This window comes from Campylobacter sp. BCW_6466 (genome assembly GCF_001762835.1).
GTDB lineage: Bacteria > Campylobacterota > Campylobacteria > Campylobacterales > Campylobacteraceae > Campylobacter_D > Campylobacter_D jejuni.
Map to the genome: position 1 here is coordinate 93,421 of NZ_MJXO01000067.1, position 25,892 is coordinate 119,312.

General features: G+C 30.9%; 26 protein-coding genes and 1 other RNA gene. 23 read left to right on the forward strand and 4 right to left on the reverse strand.

Going from position 1 to position 25,892, the window contains the following annotated elements:
* The first annotated feature begins 8 nt into the window (after window positions 1-8).
* The 17 genes from sucD (at window position 9) to AJ887_RS07365 (ending at window position 14,799) form a co-directional block, all read left to right on the forward strand.
* Window positions 9-878: a succinate--CoA ligase subunit alpha gene (gene sucD, locus AJ887_RS07285; protein WP_070240563.1), complete on the forward strand. Its 870-nt coding sequence runs from the start codon at window positions 9-11 to the stop codon at window positions 876-878.
* Between the two features lie 12 nt (window positions 879-890).
* A complete protein-coding gene (locus tag AJ887_RS07290; RefSeq protein ID WP_070240562.1) occupies window positions 891-1,202 on the forward strand; it encodes a 4Fe-4S binding protein in 312 nt (103 codons plus the stop codon).
* Window positions 1,203-1,210: 8 nt separating this feature from the next.
* Window positions 1,211-2,335 carry a 2-oxoglutarate synthase subunit alpha gene (locus AJ887_RS07295; RefSeq protein WP_052857915.1) on the forward strand — a complete coding sequence of 375 codons (1,125 nt, stop codon included), beginning with the start codon at window positions 1,211-1,213 and terminating at the stop codon, window positions 2,333-2,335.
* Entirely contained in the window at window positions 2,336-3,181 is an 846-nt protein-coding gene (locus AJ887_RS07300) for a 2-oxoglutarate ferredoxin oxidoreductase subunit beta (protein WP_070240561.1), read from the forward strand.
* The gene (locus tag AJ887_RS07305; protein ID WP_002870949.1) at window positions 3,178-3,735 is read left to right on the forward strand and encodes a 2-oxoacid:acceptor oxidoreductase family protein; all 558 of its coding nucleotides are present in this window, start codon (window positions 3,178-3,180) and stop codon (window positions 3,733-3,735) included. Before AJ887_RS07300 ends, AJ887_RS07305 begins: the two co-directional genes overlap by 4 nt.
* A 138-nt stretch (window positions 3,736-3,873) precedes the next feature.
* A complete protein-coding gene (locus AJ887_RS07310; RefSeq protein ID WP_002854834.1) occupies window positions 3,874-4,137 on the forward strand; it encodes a DUF2018 family protein in 264 nt (87 codons plus the stop codon).
* A 2-nt stretch (window positions 4,138-4,139) separates the two neighbouring features.
* Complete coding sequence (locus AJ887_RS07315; protein ID WP_002870948.1) at window positions 4,140-4,676, forward strand: hypothetical protein; 537 nt, start codon at window positions 4,140-4,142, stop codon at window positions 4,674-4,676.
* A gap of 13 nt (window positions 4,677-4,689) precedes the next feature.
* On the forward strand, window positions 4,690-5,583 hold the full coding sequence (locus AJ887_RS07320; RefSeq protein ID WP_044778758.1) for a hexaprenyl-diphosphate synthase: 894 nt from the start codon (window positions 4,690-4,692) through the stop codon (window positions 5,581-5,583).
* Window positions 5,583-6,881, forward strand: coding sequence for a glutamyl-tRNA reductase (gene hemA / locus AJ887_RS07325; protein WP_070285044.1), 1,299 nt, complete (start codon window positions 5,583-5,585; stop codon window positions 6,879-6,881). Before AJ887_RS07320 ends, hemA begins: the two co-directional genes overlap by 1 nt.
* A complete protein-coding gene (locus tag AJ887_RS07330) occupies window positions 6,865-8,574 on the forward strand; it encodes a proline--tRNA ligase (RefSeq protein WP_079860386.1) in 1,710 nt (569 codons plus the stop codon). The genes hemA and AJ887_RS07330 overlap by 17 nt, the downstream gene beginning before the upstream one ends.
* Window positions 8,571-8,960, forward strand: coding sequence for an FxsA family membrane protein (gene fxsA / locus AJ887_RS07335; RefSeq protein WP_070240559.1), 390 nt, complete (start codon window positions 8,571-8,573; stop codon window positions 8,958-8,960). The genes AJ887_RS07330 and fxsA overlap by 4 nt, the downstream gene beginning before the upstream one ends.
* On the forward strand, window positions 8,957-9,880 hold the full coding sequence (hemC, locus tag AJ887_RS07340) for a hydroxymethylbilane synthase (protein ID WP_070240558.1): 924 nt from the start codon (window positions 8,957-8,959) through the stop codon (window positions 9,878-9,880). The genes fxsA and hemC overlap by 4 nt, the downstream gene beginning before the upstream one ends.
* Window positions 9,877-11,679, forward strand: coding sequence for a menaquinone biosynthesis decarboxylase (locus AJ887_RS07345; protein ID WP_002861268.1), 1,803 nt, complete (start codon window positions 9,877-9,879; stop codon window positions 11,677-11,679). Before hemC ends, AJ887_RS07345 begins: the two co-directional genes overlap by 4 nt.
* Before the next feature lie 154 nt (window positions 11,680-11,833).
* On the forward strand, window positions 11,834-12,199 hold the full coding sequence (locus AJ887_RS07350) for a FlaG family protein (protein ID WP_070240557.1): 366 nt from the start codon (window positions 11,834-11,836) through the stop codon (window positions 12,197-12,199).
* Window positions 12,200-12,201: 2 nt separating this feature from the next.
* Window positions 12,202-14,145 carry a flagellar filament capping protein FliD gene (fliD, locus tag AJ887_RS07355; protein WP_044778754.1) on the forward strand — a complete coding sequence of 648 codons (1,944 nt, stop codon included), beginning with the start codon at window positions 12,202-12,204 and terminating at the stop codon, window positions 14,143-14,145.
* 11 nt (window positions 14,146-14,156) lie between these two features.
* The gene (gene fliS / locus AJ887_RS07360; RefSeq protein ID WP_002861271.1) at window positions 14,157-14,543 is read left to right on the forward strand and encodes a flagellar export chaperone FliS; all 387 of its coding nucleotides are present in this window, start codon (window positions 14,157-14,159) and stop codon (window positions 14,541-14,543) included.
* Window positions 14,524-14,799, forward strand: coding sequence for a hypothetical protein (locus AJ887_RS07365; RefSeq protein ID WP_002861272.1), 276 nt, complete (start codon window positions 14,524-14,526; stop codon window positions 14,797-14,799). The genes fliS and AJ887_RS07365 overlap by 20 nt, the downstream gene beginning before the upstream one ends.
* Here AJ887_RS07365 and rnpB read toward each other — a convergent pair.
* An RNA gene (gene rnpB, locus AJ887_RS07370) (RNase P RNA component class A) lies at window positions 14,796-15,116 on the reverse strand. The genes AJ887_RS07365 and rnpB overlap by 4 nt on opposite strands.
* Before the next feature lie 113 nt (window positions 15,117-15,229).
* Between rnpB and efp the strand changes: the two genes are divergently transcribed.
* The 3 genes from efp to AJ887_RS07385 all read left to right on the forward strand — a co-directional run bounded on the left by efp (window position 15,230) and on the right by AJ887_RS07385 (window position 18,267).
* Window positions 15,230-15,799 carry an elongation factor P gene (gene efp, locus AJ887_RS07375; RefSeq protein WP_002855210.1) on the forward strand — a complete coding sequence of 190 codons (570 nt, stop codon included), beginning with the start codon at window positions 15,230-15,232 and terminating at the stop codon, window positions 15,797-15,799.
* A 367-nt stretch (window positions 15,800-16,166) separates the two neighbouring features.
* Entirely contained in the window at window positions 16,167-17,459 is a 1,293-nt protein-coding gene (locus AJ887_RS07380) for an SLC13 family permease (RefSeq protein ID WP_079860385.1), read from the forward strand.
* Window positions 17,460-17,469: 10 nt separating this feature from the next.
* Entirely contained in the window at window positions 17,470-18,267 is a 798-nt protein-coding gene (locus AJ887_RS07385; RefSeq protein ID WP_044779921.1) for an amidohydrolase family protein, read from the forward strand.
* On the opposite strand, the gene AJ887_RS07390 is transcribed toward AJ887_RS07385, so the two are convergent.
* Together AJ887_RS07390 and AJ887_RS07395 are read right to left on the reverse strand one after the other, a co-directional pair.
* Window positions 18,264-19,349, reverse strand: a complete 1,086-nt coding sequence (locus AJ887_RS07390; protein ID WP_070240555.1) for an FUSC family protein — start codon at window positions 19,347-19,349, stop codon at window positions 18,264-18,266. The genes AJ887_RS07385 and AJ887_RS07390 overlap by 4 nt on opposite strands.
* Window positions 19,346-20,578: a glutamate-5-semialdehyde dehydrogenase gene (locus AJ887_RS07395; protein ID WP_070240554.1), complete on the reverse strand. Its 1,233-nt coding sequence runs from the start codon at window positions 20,576-20,578 to the stop codon at window positions 19,346-19,348. The genes AJ887_RS07390 and AJ887_RS07395 overlap by 4 nt, the downstream gene beginning before the upstream one ends.
* 70 nt (window positions 20,579-20,648) lie before the next feature.
* Here AJ887_RS07395 and AJ887_RS07400 point away from each other — a divergent pair, with 70 nt between their 5' ends.
* Complete coding sequence (locus tag AJ887_RS07400) at window positions 20,649-21,584, forward strand: NAD(P)-binding domain-containing protein (RefSeq protein WP_070240553.1); 936 nt, start codon at window positions 20,649-20,651, stop codon at window positions 21,582-21,584.
* Between the two features lie 207 nt (window positions 21,585-21,791).
* A complete protein-coding gene (locus AJ887_RS07405) occupies window positions 21,792-23,120 on the forward strand; it encodes an MATE family efflux transporter (protein ID WP_070240552.1) in 1,329 nt (442 codons plus the stop codon).
* 49 nt (window positions 23,121-23,169) lie between these two features.
* Here the strand turns inward: AJ887_RS07405 and AJ887_RS07410 are convergent, their stop codons facing one another.
* Window positions 23,170-24,099 (reverse strand): DUF2860 family protein, encoded by a 930-nt coding sequence (locus AJ887_RS07410; protein ID WP_002881020.1) that lies wholly within the window; start codon window positions 24,097-24,099, stop codon window positions 23,170-23,172.
* Between the two features lie 139 nt (window positions 24,100-24,238).
* On the opposite strand from AJ887_RS07410, the gene AJ887_RS07415 reads away from it, so the two are divergent.
* Entirely contained in the window at window positions 24,239-25,615 is a 1,377-nt protein-coding gene (locus AJ887_RS07415; RefSeq protein ID WP_070278829.1) for a replicative DNA helicase, read from the forward strand.
* Window positions 25,616-25,892 lie beyond the last annotated feature (277 nt).

Here is a 25,892-nt window from a genome sequence, read left to right on the forward strand (position 1 = left end):
GATAGAAAATGAGTATATTGGTTAATAAAAATACAAAAGTAATAGTTCAAGGTTTTACAGGTAAAGAAGCAACTTTTCACGCTGAGCAATGCATGGCTTATGGTACAAATATAGTTGGAGGTGTCACACCTCATAAAGGCGGACAAACTCATTTAGGTAAACCAGTTTTTGATACCGTTGCAGATGCGGTTAAAGCAACAAAGGCTGATGTGAGCTTGATCTTTGTACCTGCTTTTACTGTGGGTGATAGCGTGATTGAAGCAGCTGATGCGGGTATTAAGCTTGCAGTTGTAATCACAGAGCATACACCTGTAAAAGATATGATGTTTGCTAAGCAATATGCTAATAAAAAGGGTATGAAAATCATTGGACCAAATTGTCCAGGTATTATCACTTCTGAAGAATGTAAGTTAGGTATTATGCCAGGTTTTATTTTTAAAAAAGGTTGCGTGGGGCTTATTTCAAAAAGTGGAACTTTAACTTATGAAGCTGCTAATCAGGTAGTTCAAGGTGGTTATGGAATTTCTACTGCAGTAGGAATTGGCGGTGATCCTATCATAGGTCTTGCTTATAAAGAACTTTTAAGTGAATTCCAAAAAGATGATGAAACTAAAGCTATTGTAATGATAGGTGAAATTGGTGGTAGTTTGGAAGTGGAAGCGGCTAAATTTATTAAAGAAAATATTAGCAAACCTGTGGTAGCATTCATTGCAGGTGCAACTGCTCCTAAAGGCAAAAGAATGGGGCATGCAGGTGCCATAGTAGGAAGTGCTGATGAAAGTGCTGCGGCTAAAAAAGAAGCTTTGAAAAGTTACGGAATTCATGTGGTGGATTCTCCGGCTTTAATTGGTGAAGAAATTCAAAAAATATTAGGTTGATAAAGGAAAAACATGAGTATGACAGCTCCAAAAGATACCCCTGTTTGGGTAGATGAGCATAGATGCAAAGCATGTAATATTTGTGTTAGCTATTGCCCCGCTGGGGTTTTAGCTATGCGCGATGATGTGCATGCGGTTTTAGGACAAATGATAGAGGTGGTACACCCTGAATCCTGTATAGGCTGTACCGAGTGTGAGACACATTGCCCTGATTTTGCTATTATGGTGGCAAAAAGAGATGAATTTAAATTTGCCAAACTTACTGCTGAGTCTAAAGATAGAGCTGTAGCCGTAAAAAATAACAAATACAAAAAATTAACATAGGAAAAATAATGAGAGAAGTTATAGCAACAGGTAATGTTTTAATCGCCAAAGCTGCGATTGATTGTGGATGTAAATTTTTTGGAGGCTATCCTATTACCCCTAGTAGTGAGATAGCTCACGAGCTAAGTCATATGCTTCCTGCAAATGATGGAACTTTTATACAAATGGAAGATGAAATTTCAGGTATTAGCGTGGCTATTGGTGCGGCAATGAGTGGAGTAAAATCCATGACTGCAAGTAGCGGTCCAGGAATTTCTTTAAAAGCAGAGCAAATAGGACTTGCATTTATTGCTGAAATTCCACTTGTGATTGTAAATGTTATGAGAGGTGGTCCTTCGACAGGTCTTCCAACTCGTGTAGCACAAGGAGATTTGTTTCAAGCTAAAGCACCAACTCATGGGGATTTTGCAAGTATTGCTATTGCTCCTGCAAGTCTTGAAGAAGCTTATATAGAAACCATTAGAGCGTTTAATTTAGCTGAAAAATATATGACTCCAGTATTTTTGCTTATGGATGAAACTGTAGGGCACATGAATGGTAAAGCGGTTTTACCTGATTTAAAAGATATTAAAGTTTATAACCGTAAAAAATTTGAAGGAGATAAAAAGGATTATAAACCTTATGCAGCAGGAGAAAATGAGCCTGCAACTTTAAATCCTTTCTTTACAGGTTATCGTTATCATGTTACAGGACTTCATCATGGAGATATAGGTTTTCCAACTGAAGATGGAGTCATAGTGAAAAAAAATATGGAAAGACTCATAGGTAAAATTAAAAACAATCAAGAAGATATTTGTGCTTATGAAGAGTATATGCTTGATGATGCTGAATTTTTAATCATTGCTTATGGAAGCGTGAGTCGTTCAGCAAAAGAAGCTATACAAAGATTAAGAGAACAAGGGATTAAAGTGGGACTTTTCCGTCCAATTACTCTTTATCCAGTGGCTGAGAAAAAAATCGCTGAAGTTGTAAGCAAATTTAAAAAAGTAATGGTAAGCGAGCTTAATATGGGGCAATATCTTGAAGAGATTGAAAGAGTAACTTCGCGTCGCGATTTTATTAGCTTGCACCGTGCAAATGGTCGTCCTATCACTCCAAGTGAAATTATTGCTAAGGTAAAGGAGAGTATATAAATGGCTTTTAATTATGATGAATATCTAAGAGTAGATAAAATGCCTACTCAGTGGTGCTGGGGATGTGGTGATGGCGTTGTTTTAAAATGTATTATCCGTGCAATAGAAAAACTTGGTTGGAATATGGATGATGTTTGTCTTGTTTCGGGTATAGGTTGTAGTGGTAGAATGAGTTCTTATGTAAATTGCAATACAGTTCATACAACTCATGGTAGGGCAATAGCCTATGCAACAGGTATTAAATTAGCCAATCCTAGTAAACATGTTATTGTAGTAAGTGGAGATGGGGATACTTTGGCAATTGGTGGAAATCATACCATACATGGTTGTCGTAGAAATATTGATTTAACACATATTGTGATCAATAATTTTATCTATGGACTTACGAATTCTCAAACAAGTCCAACTACTCCAAAAGGTTTTTATACAGTAACAGCTCAATTTGGAAATATTGATCCAAATTTTGATGCGTGTGAATTAACTAAAGCTGCAGGAGCTTCTTTTGTGGCAAGGGGTAATGTGATCGAAGCTAATAAGCTTGAAAATTTAATTTATAAGGCTTTAGCGCATAAGGGTTATAGTTTTGTAGATGTTTTTTCAAATTGTCATATCAATCTAGGTAGAAAAAACAAAATGGGCGAAGCTGTAGCTATGCTTGATTGGATTAAAAATCGCGTTGTGGATAAAGCTAAATTTGAAAGCATGGATTTTGAAGAAAGAAAAGATAAATTTCCAACAGGAATTTTACATGAAGATAATTCTCAGCCAGAATACTGCCGCGCTTATGAAGAAGTACGTCGTGCAGCCAAAGAAAAAAGAATGGTGGATTTAGGAGCTTTAAAATGAAATATCAATTAAGATTTGGCGGTGAAGGCGGACAAGGTGTTATCACTGCAGGAGAAATTTTAGCAGAAGCAGCCATTAAAGAAGGCCGTCAAGCTTTTAAGGCTTCAACTTATACTTCACAAGTACGTGGCGGTCCTACTAAAGTGGATATTATCATTGATGATAAAGAAATTTTATTTCCTTATGCTGTAGAAGGGGAGATAGACTTTATGCTTTCGACTGCAGATAAGGGCTATAAAGGTTTTCGTGGCGGTGTAAAAGAAGGAGGCATCATAGTTGTAGAGCCAAATTTGGTGCATCCTGAAAGTGAAGATTATAAAAAATGGCAAATTTTTGAAATTCCTATTATTACCATAGCTAAAGATGAGGTAGGAAATGTGGCTACTCAATCAGTTGTAGCACTTGCAATTGCTGCTTATATGAGCAAATGTATAGATTTAGATGTTTTAAAGGAAACTATGCTTCATATGGTTCCTGCAAAAACTCGTGATGCAAATGCTAAAGCTTTTGATTTGGGTGTAAAATACGCCACTCAAGCAAAACCACATTCATAATAAATTCCGCACCATGCGGAATTTAACTTCTAAAATTTTACATATTGCAAATAAAATTTAAATTTTAATTATTTTAATTTAGCTACTTTTAACGATTAAAATTTTATAATCAAAAACTTATATTTTCAAGGAAAATTAATGGATTTTTTTGATGAAATGTTTAATAAAACTCCAAAAGAAAAATTTATAGAAATTATACAAAATGGAAATTTAGGAGCCTTAGAAAAAGTTTTTGAGGAATTTTTTGCTGATCATATTGCCATGGTAGAACTTTTAGAAAAACAAGGTTTAACAGAAATGGATGTAAAAAATTTCATATTAGAAAATGGTGATTTTATAGAAGAAAGGCAAAATGATATTTATATAGAATTAGGCGCAAAAATTTTAGGACACGAAGGCTAAAATTGTTTAAAATAAGCCCTTGTTTAATTTGTATTTTTTTTATTTTTAGCAATGTTTTAGCATCTGAACCAACTTTTGATTATACTTATAAATTTATACTTAAAAAAGATGAGAGAGCTAGTGTGCAGATTAAAGAAATAGGCTATGAAGATAAGGTGCAAAATTTTGATTTTTATTGGACTTTGTTTGATAATACTAATATCATCGTACATTCGAAATTTCGCAAATATCCGCGTCAATTTGTGATGAGTTTAAGAAGAAATTTGGATTGGGTAACTCAAACTTTAATACCTGATTATACTAATCCACATATTGATAGAGCAAGACTGATTTTAGAATTTAGTGCTTATAATAAAGGTTTGGCAACTTTTACGGTTTATATAGAAGATAAGGAATCTCGCTTAATGGTAGAATTTTTAGATCCAAGAAAAAAAGCTTTACAAAATCCACCGCAAAATAATCAGGTTGTTCCTATGATTAATTTTAACGAACCTCAGGTAAAACCATTAACAAACAAAGAAAATAATAATAGCAATTAACAAGGAAAAGATAGTGCAAAAAATAGATGAATTAATAAAACAGTTTTTACAAGAGCTTGGCTATGAACCTATTTTAAATATGCTTTCAAATGTAAAATCAGGAAAAAAATTACGTTCTAAATTATTATTAGCTATCGCAGATGAGAGTGAGATTGCTTTTAAAATTTGCGCAGCTATAGAATTGATACATCTTGCTAGTTTGTTACATGATGATATTATTGATGAGAGTGAGTTAAGACGTGGAGCAAGATCTGTTAATGCTGAATTTGGTACAAAAAATGCTCTTATGTTGGGCGATATTTTGTATTCCAAAGCCTTTTATGAATTAAGCAAAATGGATGCTAGATTTGCAAGTATTATTTCAGATGCTGTTGTAAAGCTTGCTATAGGCGAACTTATGGATGTTGATTTGGGAGAGAAATTTAATATCAATAAAGAAGCTTATTTGAAAATGATTTATAATAAAACAGCTGTTTTGATCGAAGCAAGTGCGAGATGCGGAGCTATTTTGGCTGGATTATATGAAAAAGATTTTGCAGAATATGGTAAAAATTTAGGACTCGCTTTTCAGATGATTGATGATATTTTAGATATTAAGAGCGATGAAAAAATTCTTGGAAAACCTGCTATGAATGATTTTAAAGAGGGTAAAACTACCTTACCCTATATTTATCTTTATGAAAATTTGCAAGAACAAGATAGGACATATTTGCAGACTTTATTTAAAAAAGATTTAAATGAAAATGAAAAAGAATGGTTAAAAACTAAATTTGAAGAACAAAAAGCTTTGGAAAAAGCTATTTTGAAAGCTAAAACTTATGCAAAAAAGGCTAGTAAAGCGATTGAAAAATATGATAATAACAAGCTTAATGATATTATTAAAGCTATGATAGATAGGGAATTTTAATGTATTATTGTATATCTTTTACTCATAAAAATACAGATATTGCCTTAAGGGAAAGGTTAAGCTTTTCCAATGAAGCTAAAAAAAGTGAGTTTTTAAAAGTTATTAGCACTCATGAAAATATTGAAGAATGTTTGGTTATAAGTACTTGCAATCGTGTTGAAATTGTTGCTTTTGTAAAAATGGCCTGTGCGGAGTTTATTGTTAAATCTTTGGCTTTGCTTTGTGATATGGATAAAGATATTTTACTTGAAAAAGCTGATATTTTTGAAGATAGTGGAGCAATTCACCATCTTTTTTCTGTAGCAAGTTCTTTGGATAGTTTGGTGGTTGGAGAAACTCAGATAGCAGGGCAATTAAAAGATGCCTTTGCTTTTGCTGTAAAAAATAATTTTTGCGGAGTACACCTTTCAAGAGCGGTACATAGTGCTTTTAAATGTGCTGCTAAGGTACGCAATGAAACTCAAATTTCTAAAAATCCTATTTCTGTAGCTAGCGTTGCTGTAGCAAAAGCAAAAGAACTTGCAGATTTAACGCAAAAAAAAGCTGTTGTTATTGGAGCTGGAGAGATGGGAGAACTTGCGGCAAAACATTTAATTGCTGCGGGTGCTAAAGTGATTATTTTAAATCGTGACTTGCAAAAAGCTAAAGATTTGTGTGAGAGACTTGGTGTTTTAAGCGAATATGATAGTTTAGAAAATTTAAAAAAATATTTAAATCAATATGAGTTTTTTTTCTCAGCTACTAATGCACCAAATGCTATTATTACAAATTCTCTAATAGAAGAACTTCCTTACAAAAGGTATTTTTTTGATATTGCAGTTCCAAGGGATATTGATATTAATGAAAATGAAAATATATCTGTTTTTGCTGTAGATGATCTTGAGATTGTAGTTCAAAAAAATTTAGCACTAAGAGAACAAGAAGCTCGCATGGCTTATGGGATAATAGGCCGTGAAACAAGTGAATTTTTTAGGTATTTAAACGATTTGGCTTTGATGCCTATTATCAAAGCTATACGCTTGCAAGCTAAAGAATATGCAGATAAACAACTTGAAATTGCGTTAAAAAAAGGATACTTGAAAAAATCCGACAAAGAAGAGGCTAGAAAGTTGATTTATCAAGTTTTTAAGGCTTTTTTACACACACCTACTGTGAATTTGAAACATTTACAAGGTAAAATGCAAAGCGATACAGTGATTAATGCTATGCGTTATGTTTTTGATTTGCAAAATAATCTTGAAGGTTTAAATCAATATAAATGTGAATTTGATATGGAGAATAATGATGAGATTTACTAAATTTTATGCACCAAGTTTAAAAGAAGCACCAAAAGATGCCAGTTTACCTAGTCATATTTTTTTAACGCGTGCAGGTTTTGTAGAACAAATTGGTAGTGGACTTTATAATTTCTTGCCTTTAGGAAAAAGAGTTTTAGATAAGATTAAAAATATAGTTAAAGAAGAAATGGATAAAGCTGGAGCACAAGAAGTAAATCTTAGTTTTATCACTCCTGCAAGTTTGTGGCAAGAAAGTGGGCGTTATAATGTTTTTGGAAAAGAACTCTTGCGTTTTAAAGACAGAAAAGAAAATGAATTTGTTTTAGGCCCAACACATGAAGAAGCTATGCTTTCTTTGGTAAAAAATAAAATCACAAGCTATAAACAACTTCCTTTGCATTTATATCAAATCGGACTTAAATTTCGTGATGAAGCAAGGCCTAGATTTGGGCTTTTAAGATGTCGTGAATTTTTAATGAAAGATGGATACAGTTTTCATGCTAATGAAGAAGATTTAGGGCGTGAGTTTGAGCTTATGTATAAAACTTATTCTCAAATTTTACAAAGAATGGGGCTTGATTTTAGAGCAGTTGAAGCTGATAGTGGGGCTATTGGTGGAAGTGGTTCTAAGGAATTTATGGTTTTAGCAAAAAATGGAGAAGATGATATTTTAATTTGTGAAAATTGTGATTATGCGGCTAATGTTGAAGCTGCAAAAAGAGCTAAAAAAATTTGTCAAGATGAGCGTCCCGAAGCAAATTATGCAAGTAAATTTCACACTCCAAATATTAAAACTATAGATTCTTTAGCACAATTTTTTAAAATCAATGCTTTTTATACGATTAAAGCAGTGGTAAAAAAAGCTATTTACGAAAATGAAAGCAAATTAGTTGTGTTTTTTATAAGAGGAAGTGATGATTTACAAGAAATCAAGGCTCAAAATGCTTGCAATGCTCTTGAATTAGTCGATGCGAGCGAAGAAGAATTAGAAAAAGCTGGTTTAGTAGCTGGTTTTATAGGTTTTGTGGGATTAAAAGATATAGACTTTTATATAGATTTTGAGCTTGAAAACGAAAAGCAAATGATTATGGGTGCGAATGAAAAAGATTATCATTTAATCGGCATTGATGTTGTAAATTTAAACAAAGATCGTTTTAAAGATTTGATTGAAGTTAAAGAAGGAGATTGCTGTGCTAAATGTGGAGCAAAATTAAAACAAAGCAAAGGTATAGAAGTAGGGCATATTTTTAAACTAGGACAAAAATATTCTAAAGCGATGAATGCAAATTTTTTAGATGAAAATGGCAAAAGTCAAGCTTTTTATATGGGATGTTATGGCATAGGTGTTTCACGCTTGTTGGCTGTAGCTATTGAAGCAAGTCATGATGAAAAAGGATGTATTTGGAATAAAACTTTAGCTCCTTTTGTGCTTGAAATTATTGTTTCAAATCTCAAAGATGAAAAGGCTTTAGAATTTGCTAATAAGCTTTATGAGGATTTAACCAATCTTGGATTAGAAGTATTGCTTGATGATAGAAATGAGCGTTTCGGGGTTAAAATGAATGATTTTGAACTTATGGGTTTTCCTTATGCGTTAGTTATTGGCAAGGGATTAGAAAATAATGAAATAGAGTTTGTCCAAAGAGAAGGCTTGATAAAAGAACTTATAAAAACTGATGAACTTATGGAAATTCTTAAAAAGAAAGTGTTATGAATTATAAATTAAGTTTAAGTCCTTTATTTATACTTGAAATTATTGCAAGTGTGCTTTTTATAGTTTTTTTTGGTTTTGGTAATTTTTTGTTTTTCATACTTTTGAGTATGATTTTTGGAGTAGTTTTATTGGGAATTTTTTGGAAAAATATGCTTGAATTTCAAATGGGTGGCTTAAAGGATATGTTAACACAATTTTCTTTTGTTATCGCAGGATTTTTGCTTGTTGTTCCAGGGATTATTACAAGCGTTTTTGGAATTTTTGTATTTTTCTTTGGTATTGCTTTGAAAATAATGACTAAATCAAAATATCAATACACTAAGCAAGAGTATCAAAATTCTAATGAAGAAATCATTGATGTTGAAATTATAGAGGATAGAAAATGAAGCTTATTATCGCAACAAGAAAAAGTCAATTAGCTCTTTGGCAAAGTGAACATGTAGCCCAAATTTTAAAAAATACACATCAAATTGAAGTGCTTTTAGAAGGTTTTAAAACAAAAGGTGATGTTTTGCTGGATTCTCCTTTGGCAAAAATTGGCGGCAAAGGACTTTTTACAAAAGAACTTGAAGAAAGCATGTTAAGGAAAGAAGCACATTTAGCGGTACATAGTTTAAAAGATGTGCCTAGTTTTTTTCCTCAAGGTTTAGTTTTGGCAGCGGTAAGTAAAAGAGAGCAAAGTAATGATGCTATGCTAAGTCAAAATTATAAAGATTTTCTTTCTTTGCCAAAAGGTGCAAAAATTGGCACTACTAGTCTTAGACGCAAGATGCAACTTTTGTTGTTAAGACCTGATTTAGAGATTATTTCTTTGCGCGGTAATGTTAATTCTCGTATAGAGAAATTAAAAAATAATGAATTTGATGCGATTATTTTGGCAATGGCGGGAATTAAACGCTTAAACTTAGATAAGCAAGTGAATTTTATTTATGAATTTAGCAAGGATGAACTAATCCCTGCAGCTTCTCAAGGAGCTTTAGGTATAGAAAGTATAAATGATGAAAAAATTTTAGAACTTTTAAAATGTTTAAATGATGAAAATGCTTTGATTGAAACAAGCATTGAAAGAGAATTTATCGCTACTTTAGAAGGGGGTTGTCAGGTTCCTATAGGTATTAACGCAGAGCTTTTAGGGGATGAAATTTGTGTGCGTGCGGTGCTTGGACTACCCGATGGAAGCGAAATTTTAAAAGATAAAAGAATGATTAAAAAGAATGATTTTAAAGGTTTTGGAGAGAGTTTGGCTAAGGAGTTTATTGCTAAAGGTGCTAAAGAACTTTTAAAAAAAGCTGAGAGTATGATATGAAAGAATTTATTCAAATTTTAAAAGAAAATGATCTTTTAAGGGTAATTGAAGAGCCTGTAGATGTAGATCTTGAAATTGCTCATTTAGCTTATATAGAAGCCAAAAAAGGAGAAAAAGGTAAGGCTTTATTGTTTAAAAATCCTATAGATAAAAAATTAAATAAACAATATAAATTTCCTGTTTTGATGAATACTTTTTGCAATGAAAAGGCTTTAAATTTAGCTTTTGGGCGTGATTATGAAGAGGTGGCTGAAGAAATTTCAAAACTCACCAAGCTTCATATTCCTACGAGTTTTAAAGCAAAAATGGATTTTTTTATGAATTTGTTAAGTTTTAAAAATGTTCCTCCTAAAAGACTGAAAAAAAATAAAGCCTTGTATGATTATGAAATTTTAAACTCTCTTGAAGAACTTCCAGTGCTTAGAACTTGGGAAGATGATGCGGGTAAATTTATCACCATGGGGCAAGTTTATACGCAAAATTTAGATAAAACTCAAAATAATCTTGGAATGTATCGTTTGCAAATGAGTGATAAAAATGAACTTTTAATGCATTGGCAAATTCATAAAGATGGGGCAAATTTTTATCACGAATACAAAAATGCTGGTTTTAAAAAAATGCCTGTAAGTATAGCTATAGGTGGAGATCCACTTTATATTTGGTGTTCTCAAGCACCTTTACCTAAAGGAATTTTTGAACTTTTGCTTTATGGTTTTATTAAAAAAACTCCTGCAAAACTTACCCCTTGTGAAAATGGTATTTTTGTACCTTGTGATAGTGATGTGGTTATTGAAGGTTATGTGGATTTAGAAGAGTTTAAAATCGAAGGTCCTTTTGGAGATCATACAGGTTTTTATACTCCTGCTGAACTTTTTCCTGTGATGAAAGTAGAAAAAATTTATGCCAAAAAAGATGCGATATATCAAGCAACGGTTGTAGGAAAGCCTCCTTTAGAAGATAAGATCATGGGGCTTGGTACTGAAAGAATTTTTTTACCCTTGCTTCAAACTTCAGTACCTGATTTAATTGATTATAATATGCCTGAAAATGGAGTCTTTCATAATCTTATCTTAGCAAAAATTGATGCAAAATATCCCGCTCATGCGCAACAAATTATGCATGCATTTTGGGGAGTAGGGCAAATGAGTTTTGTTAAACATGCAATTTTTGTAGATAAAAATGCACCTTCTTTGAAAGATTATGATGCTTTAATTCCTTATATTTTAAATCGTTTTGATACAAAGAAAATGTTAATTTCAGAAGGAATTTGTGATCAATTAGATCATGCTTCGCCTAATTCTTGTTTTGGGGGTAAAGCAGGACTTGATGCTTGCAAGGAAACACAAGTAGAAGAGCTTGAAATTTTAGAAGATGAAAAATTGTTAGAACTTTTTAAAACTAAGGTAGAGCTTTTAAATTTAAAGCAATTTTATAAAGAAAGCAAAAGTCCTATAGTTTGCATTTTGCTTAATAAAAAAGAAAAAATTGAACAAAGTTTTAATAAATTTTTAGAATTTAAAAAACATTTTAGGATTTTAGTATTTTTGGATACTGAAAATAAGCTTGAAAACCCTTATATGCTTGTTTGGCGTGTGGTAAATAATATAGATGCTAAAAGAGATATTTTTATCAAAGAAGAAAGACTTGGAGTGGATGCAAGTGCTAAGGGTGAAGCTGAGGGCTATTTAAGAACTTGGCCTAAGCAAACAGATTGCACTAAAAGCGTGATAGAAGATTTAATCTTACGTAATATCTTAGAAAATAATCCAGATCTTTTTAATAAATTTGAAATTTTTTAAGATAGTTGAGATTTTTTTAAAATTTTGGCACAGTTTTTGCTTACTATTTTTTATATTGAAAAATAAATTTTTCTTTACTAAGTGTTCATAAATTTATAAATTTGTCGATATAAGCTTGTAACTAGCAATAAGAAATTTTAAAAAGGATTTTAAAATGGAAATATCGAAGGCAAATGGGCAAATGGATACAGCTTTGGCAAACATTAGCCAAAGAACAAGTGAGACACAGGCTAGTTTAAACATTCAAACCGATAAAAGTCAAAGCCAAGGAGGCGATGATGGACAACAGCAAGGTGTGAATGAAAAGTTAGCTGATATTACAAAAAAGTTAAATGAACAAATGGATTCTTTAGATACTAATGTTCGTTTTGGTTATAGTGATAAAATTAATTCTATGTATATTAGCGTGACTGAAAAAAGTACTGGAAGGGAAATTCGTCAAATTCCTAGCGAAGAAGCTATGAGATTAGCTGAGTATTTTAGAGATGTGATAGGAATGATATTTGATAAGGAGAGTTAAAAATGGCATTCGGTAGTTTATCAAGTTTAGGATTTGGTTCTGGGGTTTTAACTCAAGAAACCTTAGACAAGTTAAAAGAAGCAGAACAAAAAGCTCGTATTGATCCTTATACTAAAAAAATCGAAGAAAATACAACCAAACAAAAAGATTTAACCGAGCTTAAAACCAAGCTTTCTGCTTTTCAAGCAGCTGTATCGTCTTTAGGAGACTCTACGGCTTTTGCAAAAAGAAAGGTTATAGCAAGTATCACTGATAATCCTCCTGCAAGCCTTAGTGTGACTTCAGGTGTTGCTTTACAAAGCATGAATATCAATGTAACTCAACTTGCCCAAAAAGATGTTTATCAAAGCAAGGGTTTGGTAAATGATACAGGAATTATCAATGCAAGTTTAAAAGAACCTACAAATTTAACTTTTTTTTCTAATGGAAAAGAATATAGCGTTACTATAGATAAAAATACAACCTATAGTGATTTAGTTGATAAGATTAATACTGCTACGGGTGGAGAAATTGTAGCTAAGATGGTAAATACAGGAGAAAAAGACGCACCTTATCGCTTAACCTTAACGAGTAAGGAGACAGGTGAAGATAGTGCTATAAGCTTTTATCCGGGTGCAAAAGATTCTGATGGTAAATACAAAGTTGATGAAAATGCTAAAAGTGTTTTTGAAAGTCTTGGTTGGAAACTCGATGAAGATGCTTTAAAAGCTGAAGATTTTGATCCTGCTAAAAGTAAAAAAGGTGTTGGCATTATTGATAGCGAAGATAATCCTTTGCATATTCAAAAAGCTCAGGATGCTAAATTTACCATGGATGGTATCAAGATGACAAGATCGAGCAATACTATAACCGATCTTGGTGTAGGTATTACTTTGACTTTAAATAAAACAGGTGAAATTAATTTTGATGTTCAGCAAGATAGTGAGTCTGTTACCAAGGCTATGCAAGATATGGTTGATGCCTATAATGATTTAGTGTTAAATCTTAATGCCGCTACAGACTATAACAGCGAAACAGGAACCAAAGGTTCTTTACAAGGCGTAACCGAAGTAAACTCTATACGCTCAAGTATTATTTCTGCGCTTTTTAAAACTCAATCAGTTGATGGTACTGTAGAAGATACTAATGGAAATAAAGTAAGTGCTAAGGTAATGCTTTCTTTACAAGACTATGGTTTAAGTATGACTGAGTCAGGAACTCTAAATTTTGACTCTTCCACTTTTGAAAGCAAGATGAAAGAAAATCCTGATTTAACTGAAAGCTTTTTTTCAGGCATTACTCAATACAAGGATATAAACTATACTGGTGATTTAATTAAAGAAGGTAGTCTTAACAAATATGTGGGCGAAGGTGATGATAAAGGTATAAGTTTTTCTTCAGGTAAGTTTCAAATTGTTACGAATTTTGAAACTTATGATTTATCTAAAAATGCTGATGGAACTGATTTTAAATTAACAGGAAAAACAGAACAAGAAATGCTTCAAAATCTAGCTGATCATATCAATAGTAAAGGTATTGAAGGTTTAACGGTTAAAGTTGAAACTTATGAAAAAGATGGAGAAAAAGGATATAAGCTTAATTTTAAAACCGACGGAAGTTCTGATTTTGCCATAAAAGGAGATAGCGAATTTCTTAAACAATTTGGCTTAAGCCAAACGAGCATTGCTGCTGAGGCAGTTGAAGGTGTGGGTGTTTTTGCGCAACTTAAAACAACTTTACAAGGTATAACAGGCAAAGATGGCTCTTTAACAAAATACGATGAGAGTTTAACAAATGATACTAAGTCTTTAACCCAAACCAAAGAATCAACTCAAACTTTGATTGATACAAGGTATGATACAATGGCAAATCAATGGTTGCAATATGAGAGCATCTTAAATAAACTTAATCAGCAATTAACAACTGTGACTAATATGATCAATGCAGCAAATAATTCTAATAATTAAGGATAAAAAAGATGCAAAATAGTTTAGCTTATAATGCTTATTCTCAAAATCAAGCGGGGATAGAATCTCCGCAAAAACTTATCGAAATGCTCTATGAGGGAATTTTGCGTTTTTGTGCAAGGGCTAAAGTGGCGATAAGAAACGAGGATATAGAGCAAAGAGTATACTTTGTAAAAAGAACAACAGCTATTTTTATAGAGCTTATTAATACTTTAGATTACGAAAAAGGTGGAGATGTGGCGCATTATTTAAGTGGGCTTTATACAAGAGAAATTCAACTTTTATCTTTGGCAAATTTAGAAAATAACGAAGAAAGAATTAATGAAGTTATAAATGTAACCAAAGGTTTACTAGAAGCTTGGAGAGAAGTGCATAGTAATGAAACAGTGGATCAATGATTTTAAACTCGCGTTAATTCAAGAAGATATTAATAAGCTTGAAAATTTGCTTGATAAACTTGATATGAAAGCTTTTATTAAAAATTTAGCTAAAAGATCGCCCTCAGAAGACTTTATAAAAGAAAATATAAATGATATATTTTATCAAATTCAAGCTCTTTTGCAAGAAGCTGTTGCACTAATTGAACAAAAGAAAAAAGCAAAGGCTGTTGAAATTCAAAAATTTCAAAAAGCTTTGACCTATGTTAGATCTTAAAAAGCATAGCGATAAGCCGAGTTCTGTCTTGAATGCTCATTTATCTAGTTTTGTTTTTACAAACAAAATCAAGCGAAGGGTTAAAACAAAGACGCTAACCATCCCTTCTTGCTGCGCATTGGGTTTACATAGCCGAAATTGTTGCCAAAATCGCTGGTAGGCTTTTACCCCACCGTTTCACCTTTTCCACTTGTGTGGTAGTTTTCTTTCTGTTGCACTATCCCTTAGGTTGCCCTAGCCATCTGTTAGATGGAATGCTTGTCTTTAGCAGCTCGGACTTTCCTCTTCTAAAAAGAAGCGAGCATTTACTATGCTTTAAATTTAAATTTTAGCGTAATTTTACTTATTTTTTTATCAAATAAAATAATTTTATTGTGATATCAATCAAAATTTGATAGAATTATTTTTTATTTTTTAACAAAGGAAATTTATGGCATCTTATTCAATGGGTGATTTAAAAAAGGGACTTAAAATAGAAATCGATGGAATTCCTTTTAAAATAGTTGAGTATCAGCATGTAAAACCAGGTAAAGGTCCTGCTTTTGTGCGTATTAAAATCAAATCTTTTATTGATGGTAAAGTACTTGAAAAAACTTTCCATGCAGGCGATAAATGTGAAGCTCCAAATTTAGAAGATAAAACTATGCAGTATCTTTATGATGATGGTGAAAATTGCCAATTTATGGATACACAAACATATGAACAAGTAGCTATCAGTGATGATGATGTGGGTGAGGCAAAAAAATGGATGCTTGATGGTATGATGGTAGATGTACTTTTTCATAATGGTAAAGCTATTGGCGTAGAAGTTCCACAAGTTGTTGAACTCAAAATCATCGAAACAGCTCCAAATTTCAAAGGTGATACTCAAGGATCAAATAAAAAACCAGCTACTTTAGAAACAGGCGCAGTAGTGCAAATTCCTTTTCATGTGCTAGAAGGTGAAGTTATACGCGTTGATACTGTGCGTGGTGAGTATATAGAAAGAGCGAACAAATAATATAAAAAAAGCTTTTGGAGTATTCCAAAGCTTTTTAAATTTATACAATTTTTTATTTTCTTTATTTTATTCTTCAAGACATTTTTTAAATTTTTAAACTTGACTTTTCTGTAGTGTTTTAATTCTATATTATAAAGATGAGCTTATGAGAATATTCTTTCTATTTTCAAATATTTTTAGATGGGATTATGGTATTGTTTTTTGCCTAAAAGGGGTTTTTGCTTGTTATAATTCAAGATATTCTGTAAAATATTTTATAAGATGAGTAAATTTGTTACTAAATAGATATTTTTTAAATTTTAGATTTTGTTTTTATGCTTTGAAAAATATATTTTTTGATATCATAAGCCCTATAATATTTTAAAGGATGATAATGGTTTTTTTAATCATCTCTAGTATTATAGTAGCCATCATTTTAGGCTATATTACTAGACATAATGTTGGAATTTTTGCTATGATTTTTGCTTATATTATAGGAGCCTTTTTTATGGATTTAGCTCCTAAAAAAATCATAGCTTTTTGGCCTATTTCTATATTTTTTGTTATTTTTGCTGTTTCATTGTTTTATAATTTTGCAACCGTAAATGGAACTCTTGAAAAATTAGCTGGACATTTGATGTATCGTTTTGCTAATCATCCCTATTTACTTCCTTTTGTTATTTTTGTGGTTAGTGCTATTATAGCTGCTTTAGGAGCGGGTTTTTATACGGTTTTGGCTTTTATGGCACCCCTTACTTTTTTACTTTGCGATAAAATCGGTTTAAGTAAAATTGCCGGAGCTATGGCCATAAACTATGGTGCTTTAGGAGGAGCAAATTTTATGACTTCTCAAAGTGGGATTATTTTTCGAGGATTGATGCAAAATTCAGGTATTGAAGCAAATGAAGCTTTTATAAATTCTAGTATTATTTTTGCTTTTACTATAATTTTGCCTATTGTGGTATTATCTTTTTTTGTGTTTAATGCTTTTAGAAATAAGATGCAAACCAGTGTTATTTCAAAACCTGATCCATTTGATTGTAAACAAAAAACTACTTTAATTCTCATGTTTATGATGATTATTGTTGTTTTAATCTTTCCTGTGCTAAATATTATTTTTCCACATAATGAGACAATTAGTTATTTTAATAAAAAAATAGATATAGCTATGATAGCCATGATTTTTGTTGCCATTGCTTTATTTTTAAAATTAGCCGATGAGAAACAAGTTGTTGCTTTAATTCCTTGGGGAACCTTAATAATGATTTGTGGAGTAGGGATGTTAATTAGCATAGCAGTTGAAGCAGGGGCTATAAAATTATTTTCAGATCTTGTAGAAAATGAGATCAATGTGATTTTTATCCCGTTAATAATGTGTGCTATTGCAGCTTTTATGTCGCTTTTTTCAAGTACTTTGGGTGTGGTTACTCCAGCGCTTTTTCCTATAGTTCCAAGCATTGCTGCAAGCAGTGGATTAAGCGAGGCATTGCTTTTTTCTTGTATTGTTGTAGGGGCTCAAGCTTCTGCTATTTCTCCTTTTTCTTCTGGAGGAAGTTTAATTTTAGGATCTTGTCCTGATAAATATAAGGAAAAATTATTTAAAGATTTACTTATTAAAGCTGTGCCAATAGGATTTATGGCGGCGATTTTAGCTACTATTATAATGAGTTTTATTTTATAAGGATAATTTAATGAAGATTGATACTCATGCACATATATTTTTGAAAAAGTTAAATACAGTTGCAAATGCAAGATATAAGCCTGATTATGACGCTAGTTTTAAAGATTATAAAGCAAATTTAGATCATTATGATTTTGATAAAGGGGTTTTAGTTCAGCCAAGTTTTTTAGGTGTTGATAATGAATTTTTGCTTCAGAGTATCGAAAAAGATGAAAATATAAAAGCTATAGTTGTGGTTGATGAAGGTATTAAATTTGATGAGCTTCAAAAACTAAAAGAAAGAAAAGCTTGTGGAGTTAGATTAAATTTAATTGGCAAAGAATTGCCAAATTTTAAAAGTACGGTTTGGACTCAATTTTTTGAAAATTTAAGTAAGCTTAAAATGCAAATAGAAATTCAAAGAGATTTGGATAATAATCTTGTTGATATTGTTAAAAATTTAATTCCTTATGGTTGTAATATTGTTATTGATCATTTAGCAAGAGCTAATGCAAACTTAACAAATTTAGAGGATTTAATTTGTTTAAAAAATTCTAGAATATTTTTTAAAATTAGCGGTTTTTATAGGGCAAAAATAGACTATGTTAATAATGAACAAGCTATAAAATTTGCAAAGAAAATATATGAAATTTTAAAAGAATATTTTCCACTTAGCAATTTTGTTTTTGGAAGCGATTGGCCACATACAAATTTTGAAGCAAATGTTAATTTTTCATCGGCTCTAGCAGCTTTTAATGAAGTTGTCGTATCTAAAAAAGAACAAGAGCAAATTTTAGGGGATAATGCTTGTGTTTTATTTGACTTTTAAGCTTTTCGTTTTATCCTAAAGATGTATTTTGCAATGCGTTCAAAATGTACTCTTAGATAAGGTTTATAAATTACAAAACCACCCAAAAGTCCTAAAATGCTTCCTATTACGACATCAACTAAACGAGCGAGTATTAATGTATTTGCATTCTCACTCATAAAATTAGCTGCTTCTGAAAGATAAGTGGCATAAGGAGTAAAGAAAATCATAGCTAAAGCATAGTTTCGATTGACTAAAAATTGTCCTATAAAAAACAAAGACATCATAAGTAAAACAAGTTCTATATTGTGAAATTGTTTAGATAAAAGCCACCAAGCAAAACATACTCCTAAGGCCGTTCCTATGATACGTTGAATTTGTTTAATCCATATAGAGTTTAAAGTTACACCTTGCATAATAGCTGTGCAAGAAATGGCTATCCAATAACTTCTTTCAAGTTCTAAAAAAGTTCCTAAAAATATAGAAAAAGCTACAAAAGAACCCATAATCAAAGAATCCACAAAAACTGCATCAAAACCTATGTATTCTCTAGGTGGAATTTCGCTAGGTAAAGCATTTTTAAATCCATAAATCACAACGATAGAGTATAAAAAAGCCATTAAATTAGCTACCATTGCTCCAAGAAAAACAAGACCCACTAAAAAGATAAAATCCTTAGCTTCAAAAGGAGAATAAGCTCCTAAAACACAAGAAAATACAAAGAAGAAATATCCAGGTGCACCAATGTTATAATATCTAATTAAAATAGAACTTCCCATGGCCACAAGTCCTATAGGGATGAAGGCAAAAACTGAAGGTAAAAAATGGGTTAAAATTCCTAAGAAAAAACTAGAAACTATGCCAAAAGAACAGCACATTACAACAGCCATTCTATGATATAAAGGAGTGTTTGGAACATATAAAAAAGATAAAGCTCCTATCATGGCAATGAGTCCATAGTTTAATTTTCCAAAAAATACACTAAACCCTAAAACTATACCCACACCTAAAGCCGCAAAAAAAGGCATTTGCCAAACTTGTTCGCTTGAATTTAGTTTAGCAATTTCTTTAAAGTGTTGTTTTAGCATTTCTATTTTATTCACTCTCGAATTTGTCCTTCTCCATTAATTATATATTTATAAGTGCAAATATCTTCAACCCCCATAGGACCTCTTGCATGCAATTTGCTAGTTGAAATTCCAACTTCCCCACCAAAGCCAAATTCTCCTCCATCGCTAAAACGCGTTGAAGCATTAGCATAAATACAAGATGAGTTTATAAGGCGTTGAAATTTAGCGATATTTGAAGCATCATTTGAGATAATGGTTTCAGAATGCAAGGAGCTGTGTTTATTGATATGCTCTATAGCTTCATCGCAATCTTTTACTAATTTTACACTTAAAGCAAAATCAAGCCATTCTGTATCAAAGGTATTTTCACTTGCTTTAAAAACTTCTAAATTTGAGTTGTTAAAATAAGCCAAAGCATTTTCATAGGCATGAATTTTTACCTTAAATTTTTTAAATTCAGGGATTAAAAGACTTATAAAATTTTTAGCAATTTTTTCATGGATTAAAAGCGTTTCTAAAGCGTTGCAAACACTTACTCTTTGACACTTTGCATTAAGGATTATTTTTAAAGCCGTATCTAAGTTAGCGCTTTGATCTACAAAAGCATGACACAAGCCCTTATCTTGTTTAATAAGAGGAATTTTGGTATTGTTTGCGATTTCTTGTATCATATTTGAACTACCGCGAGGTATGATCACATCGATTAAATCATCAAAAGTTAGAATTTGTTTGATCTCGTCTCTTTGAGTAAACATAGCAAAACAATCTTGTAAACCAAATTCCTTAAGTGTTTTGCTAACAAGAGTAAATATAGCTTCATTTGTAAATTTTGCTTCACTTCCACCTTTAAATACACAAGCATTAGAACTTTTTATCATTAAAGCTGCGATTTCAGCACTAAGACTAGGCCTTGCTTCGTAAATAACACAAATAAGTCCCAAAGGAATGCTTATTTTTTGTATGCTTAAACCCGCATAATTTTTCCAGCCTTTAGAAATTTTACCTATAGGATCTTCGATATAAGCGATTTTTTCTAGGCCTTCACAAAGAGCTAAAATGCGTTTTTCATCTAATAAAAGCCTATCTTTTATTGCCCCACTTTTTGTGAAATTTGCTATATCTTTTTCATTTGCTTCTAGGATAATTTTGAAATTTTCTCTTAAAATTTGAGCTAATTTTAAAATAATTTTTTCTTTATCTTTAGGTGTTAAGTTAAGTAGTTTTTGAGAATTTTTCTTAATATTTTCAAGCAAATTTCGCATTTTTAATCCTTTATTTACAAAAAACTTGATAAATTATACAAAAAAAATCAGAATTGAAAGGTAAATATAAATGAAAAAAATAGATTTAATTATAGTAGGTGCAGGTCCAACAGGCATAGGTTGTGCGGTTGAAGCTAAGCTTAAAAACAAAGAAGTTTTGATACTGGAAAAATCAAATAACATTTGTCAAACTTTAATGCAATTTTATAAAGATGGCAAAAGAGTAGATAAAGCTTATAAGGGATGCGAAGGAACTAATCATGGACATGTTCCTTTTGAAGATGGTACCAAAGAAAGTACTATAGAAACTTTTCAAAACGCATTAAAAGAGCACAATATAGAAGTTGAATTTGGCTCTGAAGTTGAGAGCGTTAAAAATGAAAATGGAGTTTTTTTAGTAAGCACAGCTAAAGGCGCTTATGAGTGTAAAAACATCATCGTTGCTATAGGTAGAATGGGTAAGCCTAATAAGCCTGATTACAAACTTCCTATGACTTTAACAAAAATCATTAATTTTAATGCCAATTCAGTTTTGGGCAATGAAAAAATTCTTGTTGTAGGTGGTGGAAATTCAGCAGCAGAATACGCTGTGGATTTGGCTAATTCAAATCAAGTTAGCCTTTGTTATCGCAAAAAAGAATTTACAAGATTAAATGATATCAATCTTAAAGATATTCACGAAGCTGGAAATTCGGGTAAAGTAGAGTTAAAACTAGGAATTGATATTAATGAGGTAGAAGATGATAGTGGCAAGGCTAAGGTAAATTTTACCGATGGTACAAGCGATATTTATGATAGAATTATTTATGCTATTGGTGGTTCTACTCCACTTGATTTTTTACAAAAATGCGGGATTAATGTTGATGATAAAGGCGTGCCTTTAATGGATGAAAATAAACAAAGCAATATTAAAGGTATCTTTGTAGCAGGAGATATTGCTACTAAAAATGGAGCAAGTATAGTTACAGGGTTAAATGACGCTGTAAAAATTCTTTCTGTGCTTTAAAATTTAGCCTTCGGGCTAAATTTGACTTATTAATAAGTAAATTTTATAATTCTTAGTTATTTTAATTTAAAACTATGAAAATGCAAAATAAAACTAATACAAAAACAACAATAAGAACTTATCGTTTAAATTTCTATATTTTAGGACTTCAAGCACTCTACTAGCGTCTTTAAAAATATTTTATTTTAATATTTTTAAAGGATTTGTATGTCAAATATTTTTAGCACTTTAAGCCCTTTTAGGCTTTTTATAAAATGTGCCGTGCCAAATGTCATAAGCATGGCCTTTATTTCTTTTTATTATATAGTTGATGGAATTTTTGTTGGAAAATATCTAGGAAGTGATGCTTTAGCAGTACTAGCCTTGATTATTCCCTTTATTATGATGTCTTTTGCTTTGGCTGATATGATAGCTATAGGTTCAGCAGTGCAAATTTCTATGCATTTGGGTTTAGGCAAGAAGAATTTAGCTAGAAAGATATTTAGTTCTAGTATATTGATTATTTTTCTAATCTCTTGTTTTATTGGAATTTTGGAGTATTTTTTAGGACCTGTTTTGATTGATTGTCTAAATGTTAGCGATGAGATTAAAACCATGGCTAAAGAATGTATGTTTGTTTTTGCTTTATTTGCACCTTTTACCATGCTTTCTTTTGCCTTGGATAATTATTTAAGAATTTGTGGAAAAACAACCTATAGTATGATTATGAACATAATCATAGCTTTAAGTAATATTATATTTGATTATCTTTTTATAGTTGTATTTGGTTGGGGCTTGTTTTCGGTAGCCCTTGCAACTTGTTTAGGAATTGTTTTAAGTGGTATTTTTGGAATTATTCCTTTTTTATTTCAAAATTTAGAGCTTAAATTTTCAAGTTTATATATAAATTTGAGAATTTTTAAAAATATTCTTTATAATGGAAGTAGCGAGTTTTTTGGCAATGTTTCGGGTTCTTTATATAGTATTTTTGCAAATTTTGTTTTGTTAAAAATTTCTACCACTCAAGCCGTGGCAGCTTTTTCTATTATTTTATATATTGATAGTTTTATTATAATGCTCATTATTGCTATGGGGGATGCGATGCAACCTGCACTTAGTTATAATTATGCTAAAAAAGATTTTTTAAGGATTAAAGCTATTATAAAAGTGGTATTTTTTGCAGGGGGAATTTTATCTTTATTTTCTATAGTATTTATATTGATATTTGGAGAAAATTTAATAGCACTTTTTGCAAAAGAAAATGATCAAGAATTTAAAACTTTTGCTTATACAGCTTTGATGCTTTTTGCTTTTAATTATATTTTTGCATGGTTTAATGTCCTAAGCGGTTCTTTTTTGACAGCTTTTAATAAAGCAAGTTTTTCTTTGTTTTTAAGCTTAATGCAAAATTTATTCATGCCTTTATTTTTTCTTTTGCTTTTATCTTATTTTATAGGTTTAAATGGAGTATGGTTAAGTCCATTTTTTGCTGAATTTTGTGTTTTGATTTTAGCTTGGATTTTTCTTAAAAGGATTTTTAAAGATCTATCTTTATAGTGGATAGATCTTTTTTAAATTTTATCAAAGGAGCTTTTTTTATAATTTTTTAGAATTTATATCCTATTCCAGTTAAAACAACTTGATAGGTTTCATCATAAAATCCTATATCGCTATTTCTTTTTTCTATACCATAATTTGCAAAACCATAAAGTCCGTTATAGCCCAAAAATTGATTTTTAACAACTTTTAGATTAAGCTTAACTATATTACCGTCTTGTTTTTTGTGGAAGATAGGATCTGTTCCTACTGCTTCATATTTACTAAGACTTAAATTTGGGGTGAAGATATAGTCATTAGCAAAAGCTAAATTTGCCCCCATGCTTAAACCATATCTTGAGTAACTTTGAGCTTTTCCATCTGCATCATTATAATCATAGCTTAGTCCTAAATTTAACAAACTATAATTGTAATTTAATTCAAACTCGTGATAATACCCCTCTCTTTTTAAAGAGTTGTACTCAACTGCGTCTTTATCATATTTGTTTTTGCTAAATAAATATGAAGCTGTAAATTTTCCTAAATCACTTTCGTAAAGTTGAGAGATTTTAAAACCATATCTATCAACATCAGTTTCTTCTCTATTGCCTATTTGATAAGGATTTGCATAAGCTTTTTCTCTTAAAGAAGAAATTACAGAAAAAGAAGTACTAAAACGCTCTAAATAGGCTTTTTCATAACCTAAAGCTATACCGCTGATATCTCTTCCATTGTAGTTTTTGATAAAAACTCTATCATTGTCTATAAGGTTGCCATAGTAAAGTTCTACACCGATAAAAGGAATAAAAGAAGAGTCCGAATTATCAGCATCATAACCACCTAAGTAATCACTATCCGCTAAAGTTGAAATATTGCTTTTAATATCTCTTGCACCTACACCTATGCTTAAATTTCCACTAAAACCTTCTTGAAAATCTACAGCCATAGCTGACTGGGCTAAGATGGAAGCTAAAATACATGAAAATAAATGTTTTTTCAAGTGTTCTCCTAATAAAATAAATGTTGTGATTATAATTGTAACTAATATTACTTTAAATATTTATAAAAAATTAAAGTTTATAATTTTAAGTTTTTTTAGATAAAATTTTTAAAACTATTTATATTTATAAGGAAATTTAGTGCAACAAGAGTATTATGACTTGGATTTAGAGCGAGCTATTTTAAGCAGTTGCATCATGAGTGAAGAAGCTTACGCTAGTATAGCAGGCGATATCAGTCCAAAAGATTTTAGTCTTAAAGCTCATGAAGATATTTTTAAAGCAATTATAGCTTGTAGCAACAACAAAGAGCCTATTTCTATAAGTTTTTTAAAAAAACATAAAAAAATAGATGAAGAGATTTTAGCAGAAATTCTTGCCACTCCTTCTATGATAGATTTGCCTGCTTATGTAAATGAACTTCGCGAAAAGTCCATCAAAAGACAACTTTTGAGTTTTGCACATCTTTTACCAGCTCGTATTAATGAAAATCGTGCTGTAAGTGAAATCGCAGATGAAATTGGTAAAGAAATTTTTAGCATTACAAATCGTGTAAATTTTAGAGATATTAAAGATGTTAATATAATAATATCAGAACTTTTTGAAGAATTTAAAAAGCAAAAAACTTTAGAAAATAAAAATATCATAGGCCTTGATACAGGTTTTGAGGGTTTAAATAAAATGACAAAAGGTTTTAAAGGAGGTGAGCTTATAATAATCGCTGCGCGCCCAGGTATGGGAAAAACAACCCTTTGTTTAAATTTCATTGATAAAGTTTTAAGACAAAATAAAGGTGTGGCTTTGTTTTCTCTTGAAATGCCCGCAACTCAAATCATGCAAAGAATGCTTTCTTCAAAAACTTCTATCCCTTTACAAAGAATTTTAACCGCAGATTTAAACGATGATGAATGGGAGCGTTTAGGAGATGCTTGTAATGATTATAGTCAAAAGAAATTATATATTTATGATAGTGGTTATGCAACTATTGCTGATGTAAGGGCTATTTTAAGGCGTTTAAAATCTCAAGATGAAAGTGTAGGACTTTGTGTGATTGACTATATAGGGCTTATGATGAGTAATTCAAATTTTAATGATAGGCATTTGCAAGTGAGTGAAATTTCAAGAGGACTTAAGCTTTTGGCTAGGGAGCTTGATATGCCGATTATCGCACTTTCACAACTTAATCGTGGTTTAGAGCAAAGAGCAAATAAGCGTCCTTTGATGAGTGATTTGCGAGAAAGTGGAGCTATAGAGCAAGATGCGGATGCTATTTTATTTGTATATCGCGATGAGGTTTATAGGGAGCAAGAAGAAAAAGAAAGAGAGAATAAAGCTAAAGCTGAAGGTAAAGCTTATCAAAGGCTTTTTATACCAAATCCTATGCAAGAAAATGCTGAAATTATTGTTGGAAAAAATAGAAATGGACCGGTCGGAACTATAGAGGTTATATTTTTAAAAGAAAAATCTTGTTTTGTAGATAAGCCTATGGGCTATGAAGCTACTGAATTTACAGGCTAGCTTTAATTAATATAAATTAATTAAAAATATTTCACAGATAATTTCAATATTTAATTAATTTTACTCTCATTAAATCAATTTTTTATATAAAATAAAATTTAAATTGAAATTTTATAATTATATAATAATCAGTATTTAATTATACTTTAAGTTTAAATATTTTATTATTCCGCTATTTTATTTTTATATTTTATATTATTATTAAAAAATAAAAAATATGAAATTAATTTCAAAATAAATCATTTTAAATAAGGAAGGAGAAAAATATTTGAGTAAA

Coding starts and splice junctions, on each gene's coding strand:
- AJ887_RS07365 (WP_002861272.1), top strand. CDS start 14,524: ATGAAACAGTGGATCAATGATTTTAAACTCGCGTTAATTCAAGAAGAT.
- AJ887_RS07385 (WP_044779921.1), top strand. CDS start 17,470: ATGAAGATTGATACTCATGCACATATATTTTTGAAAAAGTTAAATACA.
- AJ887_RS07330 (WP_079860386.1), top strand. CDS start 6,865: ATGATGAGATTTACTAAATTTTATGCACCAAGTTTAAAAGAAGCACCA.
- AJ887_RS07380 (WP_079860385.1), top strand. CDS start 16,167: ATGATAATGGTTTTTTTAATCATCTCTAGTATTATAGTAGCCATCATT.
- AJ887_RS07350 (WP_070240557.1), top strand. CDS start 11,834: ATGGAAATATCGAAGGCAAATGGGCAAATGGATACAGCTTTGGCAAAC.
- fliD (WP_044778754.1), top strand. CDS start 12,202: ATGGCATTCGGTAGTTTATCAAGTTTAGGATTTGGTTCTGGGGTTTTA.
- fliS (WP_002861271.1), top strand. CDS start 14,157: ATGCAAAATAGTTTAGCTTATAATGCTTATTCTCAAAATCAAGCGGGG.
- fxsA (WP_070240559.1), top strand. CDS start 8,571: ATGAATTATAAATTAAGTTTAAGTCCTTTATTTATACTTGAAATTATT.
- AJ887_RS07310 (WP_002854834.1), top strand. CDS start 3,874: ATGGATTTTTTTGATGAAATGTTTAATAAAACTCCAAAAGAAAAATTT.
- hemC (WP_070240558.1), top strand. CDS start 8,957: ATGAAGCTTATTATCGCAACAAGAAAAAGTCAATTAGCTCTTTGGCAA.
- AJ887_RS07345 (WP_002861268.1), top strand. CDS start 9,877: ATGAAAGAATTTATTCAAATTTTAAAAGAAAATGATCTTTTAAGGGTA.
- AJ887_RS07395 (WP_070240554.1), bottom strand. CDS start 20,578: ATGCGAAATTTGCTTGAAAATATTAAGAAAAATTCTCAAAAACTACTT.
- AJ887_RS07305 (WP_002870949.1), top strand. CDS start 3,178: ATGAAATATCAATTAAGATTTGGCGGTGAAGGCGGACAAGGTGTTATC.
- sucD (WP_070240563.1), top strand. CDS start 9: ATGAGTATATTGGTTAATAAAAATACAAAAGTAATAGTTCAAGGTTTT.
- AJ887_RS07405 (WP_070240552.1), top strand. CDS start 21,792: ATGTCAAATATTTTTAGCACTTTAAGCCCTTTTAGGCTTTTTATAAAA.
- AJ887_RS07290 (WP_070240562.1), top strand. CDS start 891: ATGAGTATGACAGCTCCAAAAGATACCCCTGTTTGGGTAGATGAGCAT.
- AJ887_RS07400 (WP_070240553.1), top strand. CDS start 20,649: ATGAAAAAAATAGATTTAATTATAGTAGGTGCAGGTCCAACAGGCATA.
- efp (WP_002855210.1), top strand. CDS start 15,230: ATGGCATCTTATTCAATGGGTGATTTAAAAAAGGGACTTAAAATAGAA.
- AJ887_RS07300 (WP_070240561.1), top strand. CDS start 2,336: ATGGCTTTTAATTATGATGAATATCTAAGAGTAGATAAAATGCCTACT.
- hemA (WP_070285044.1), top strand. CDS start 5,583: ATGTATTATTGTATATCTTTTACTCATAAAAATACAGATATTGCCTTA.
- AJ887_RS07295 (WP_052857915.1), top strand. CDS start 1,211: ATGAGAGAAGTTATAGCAACAGGTAATGTTTTAATCGCCAAAGCTGCG.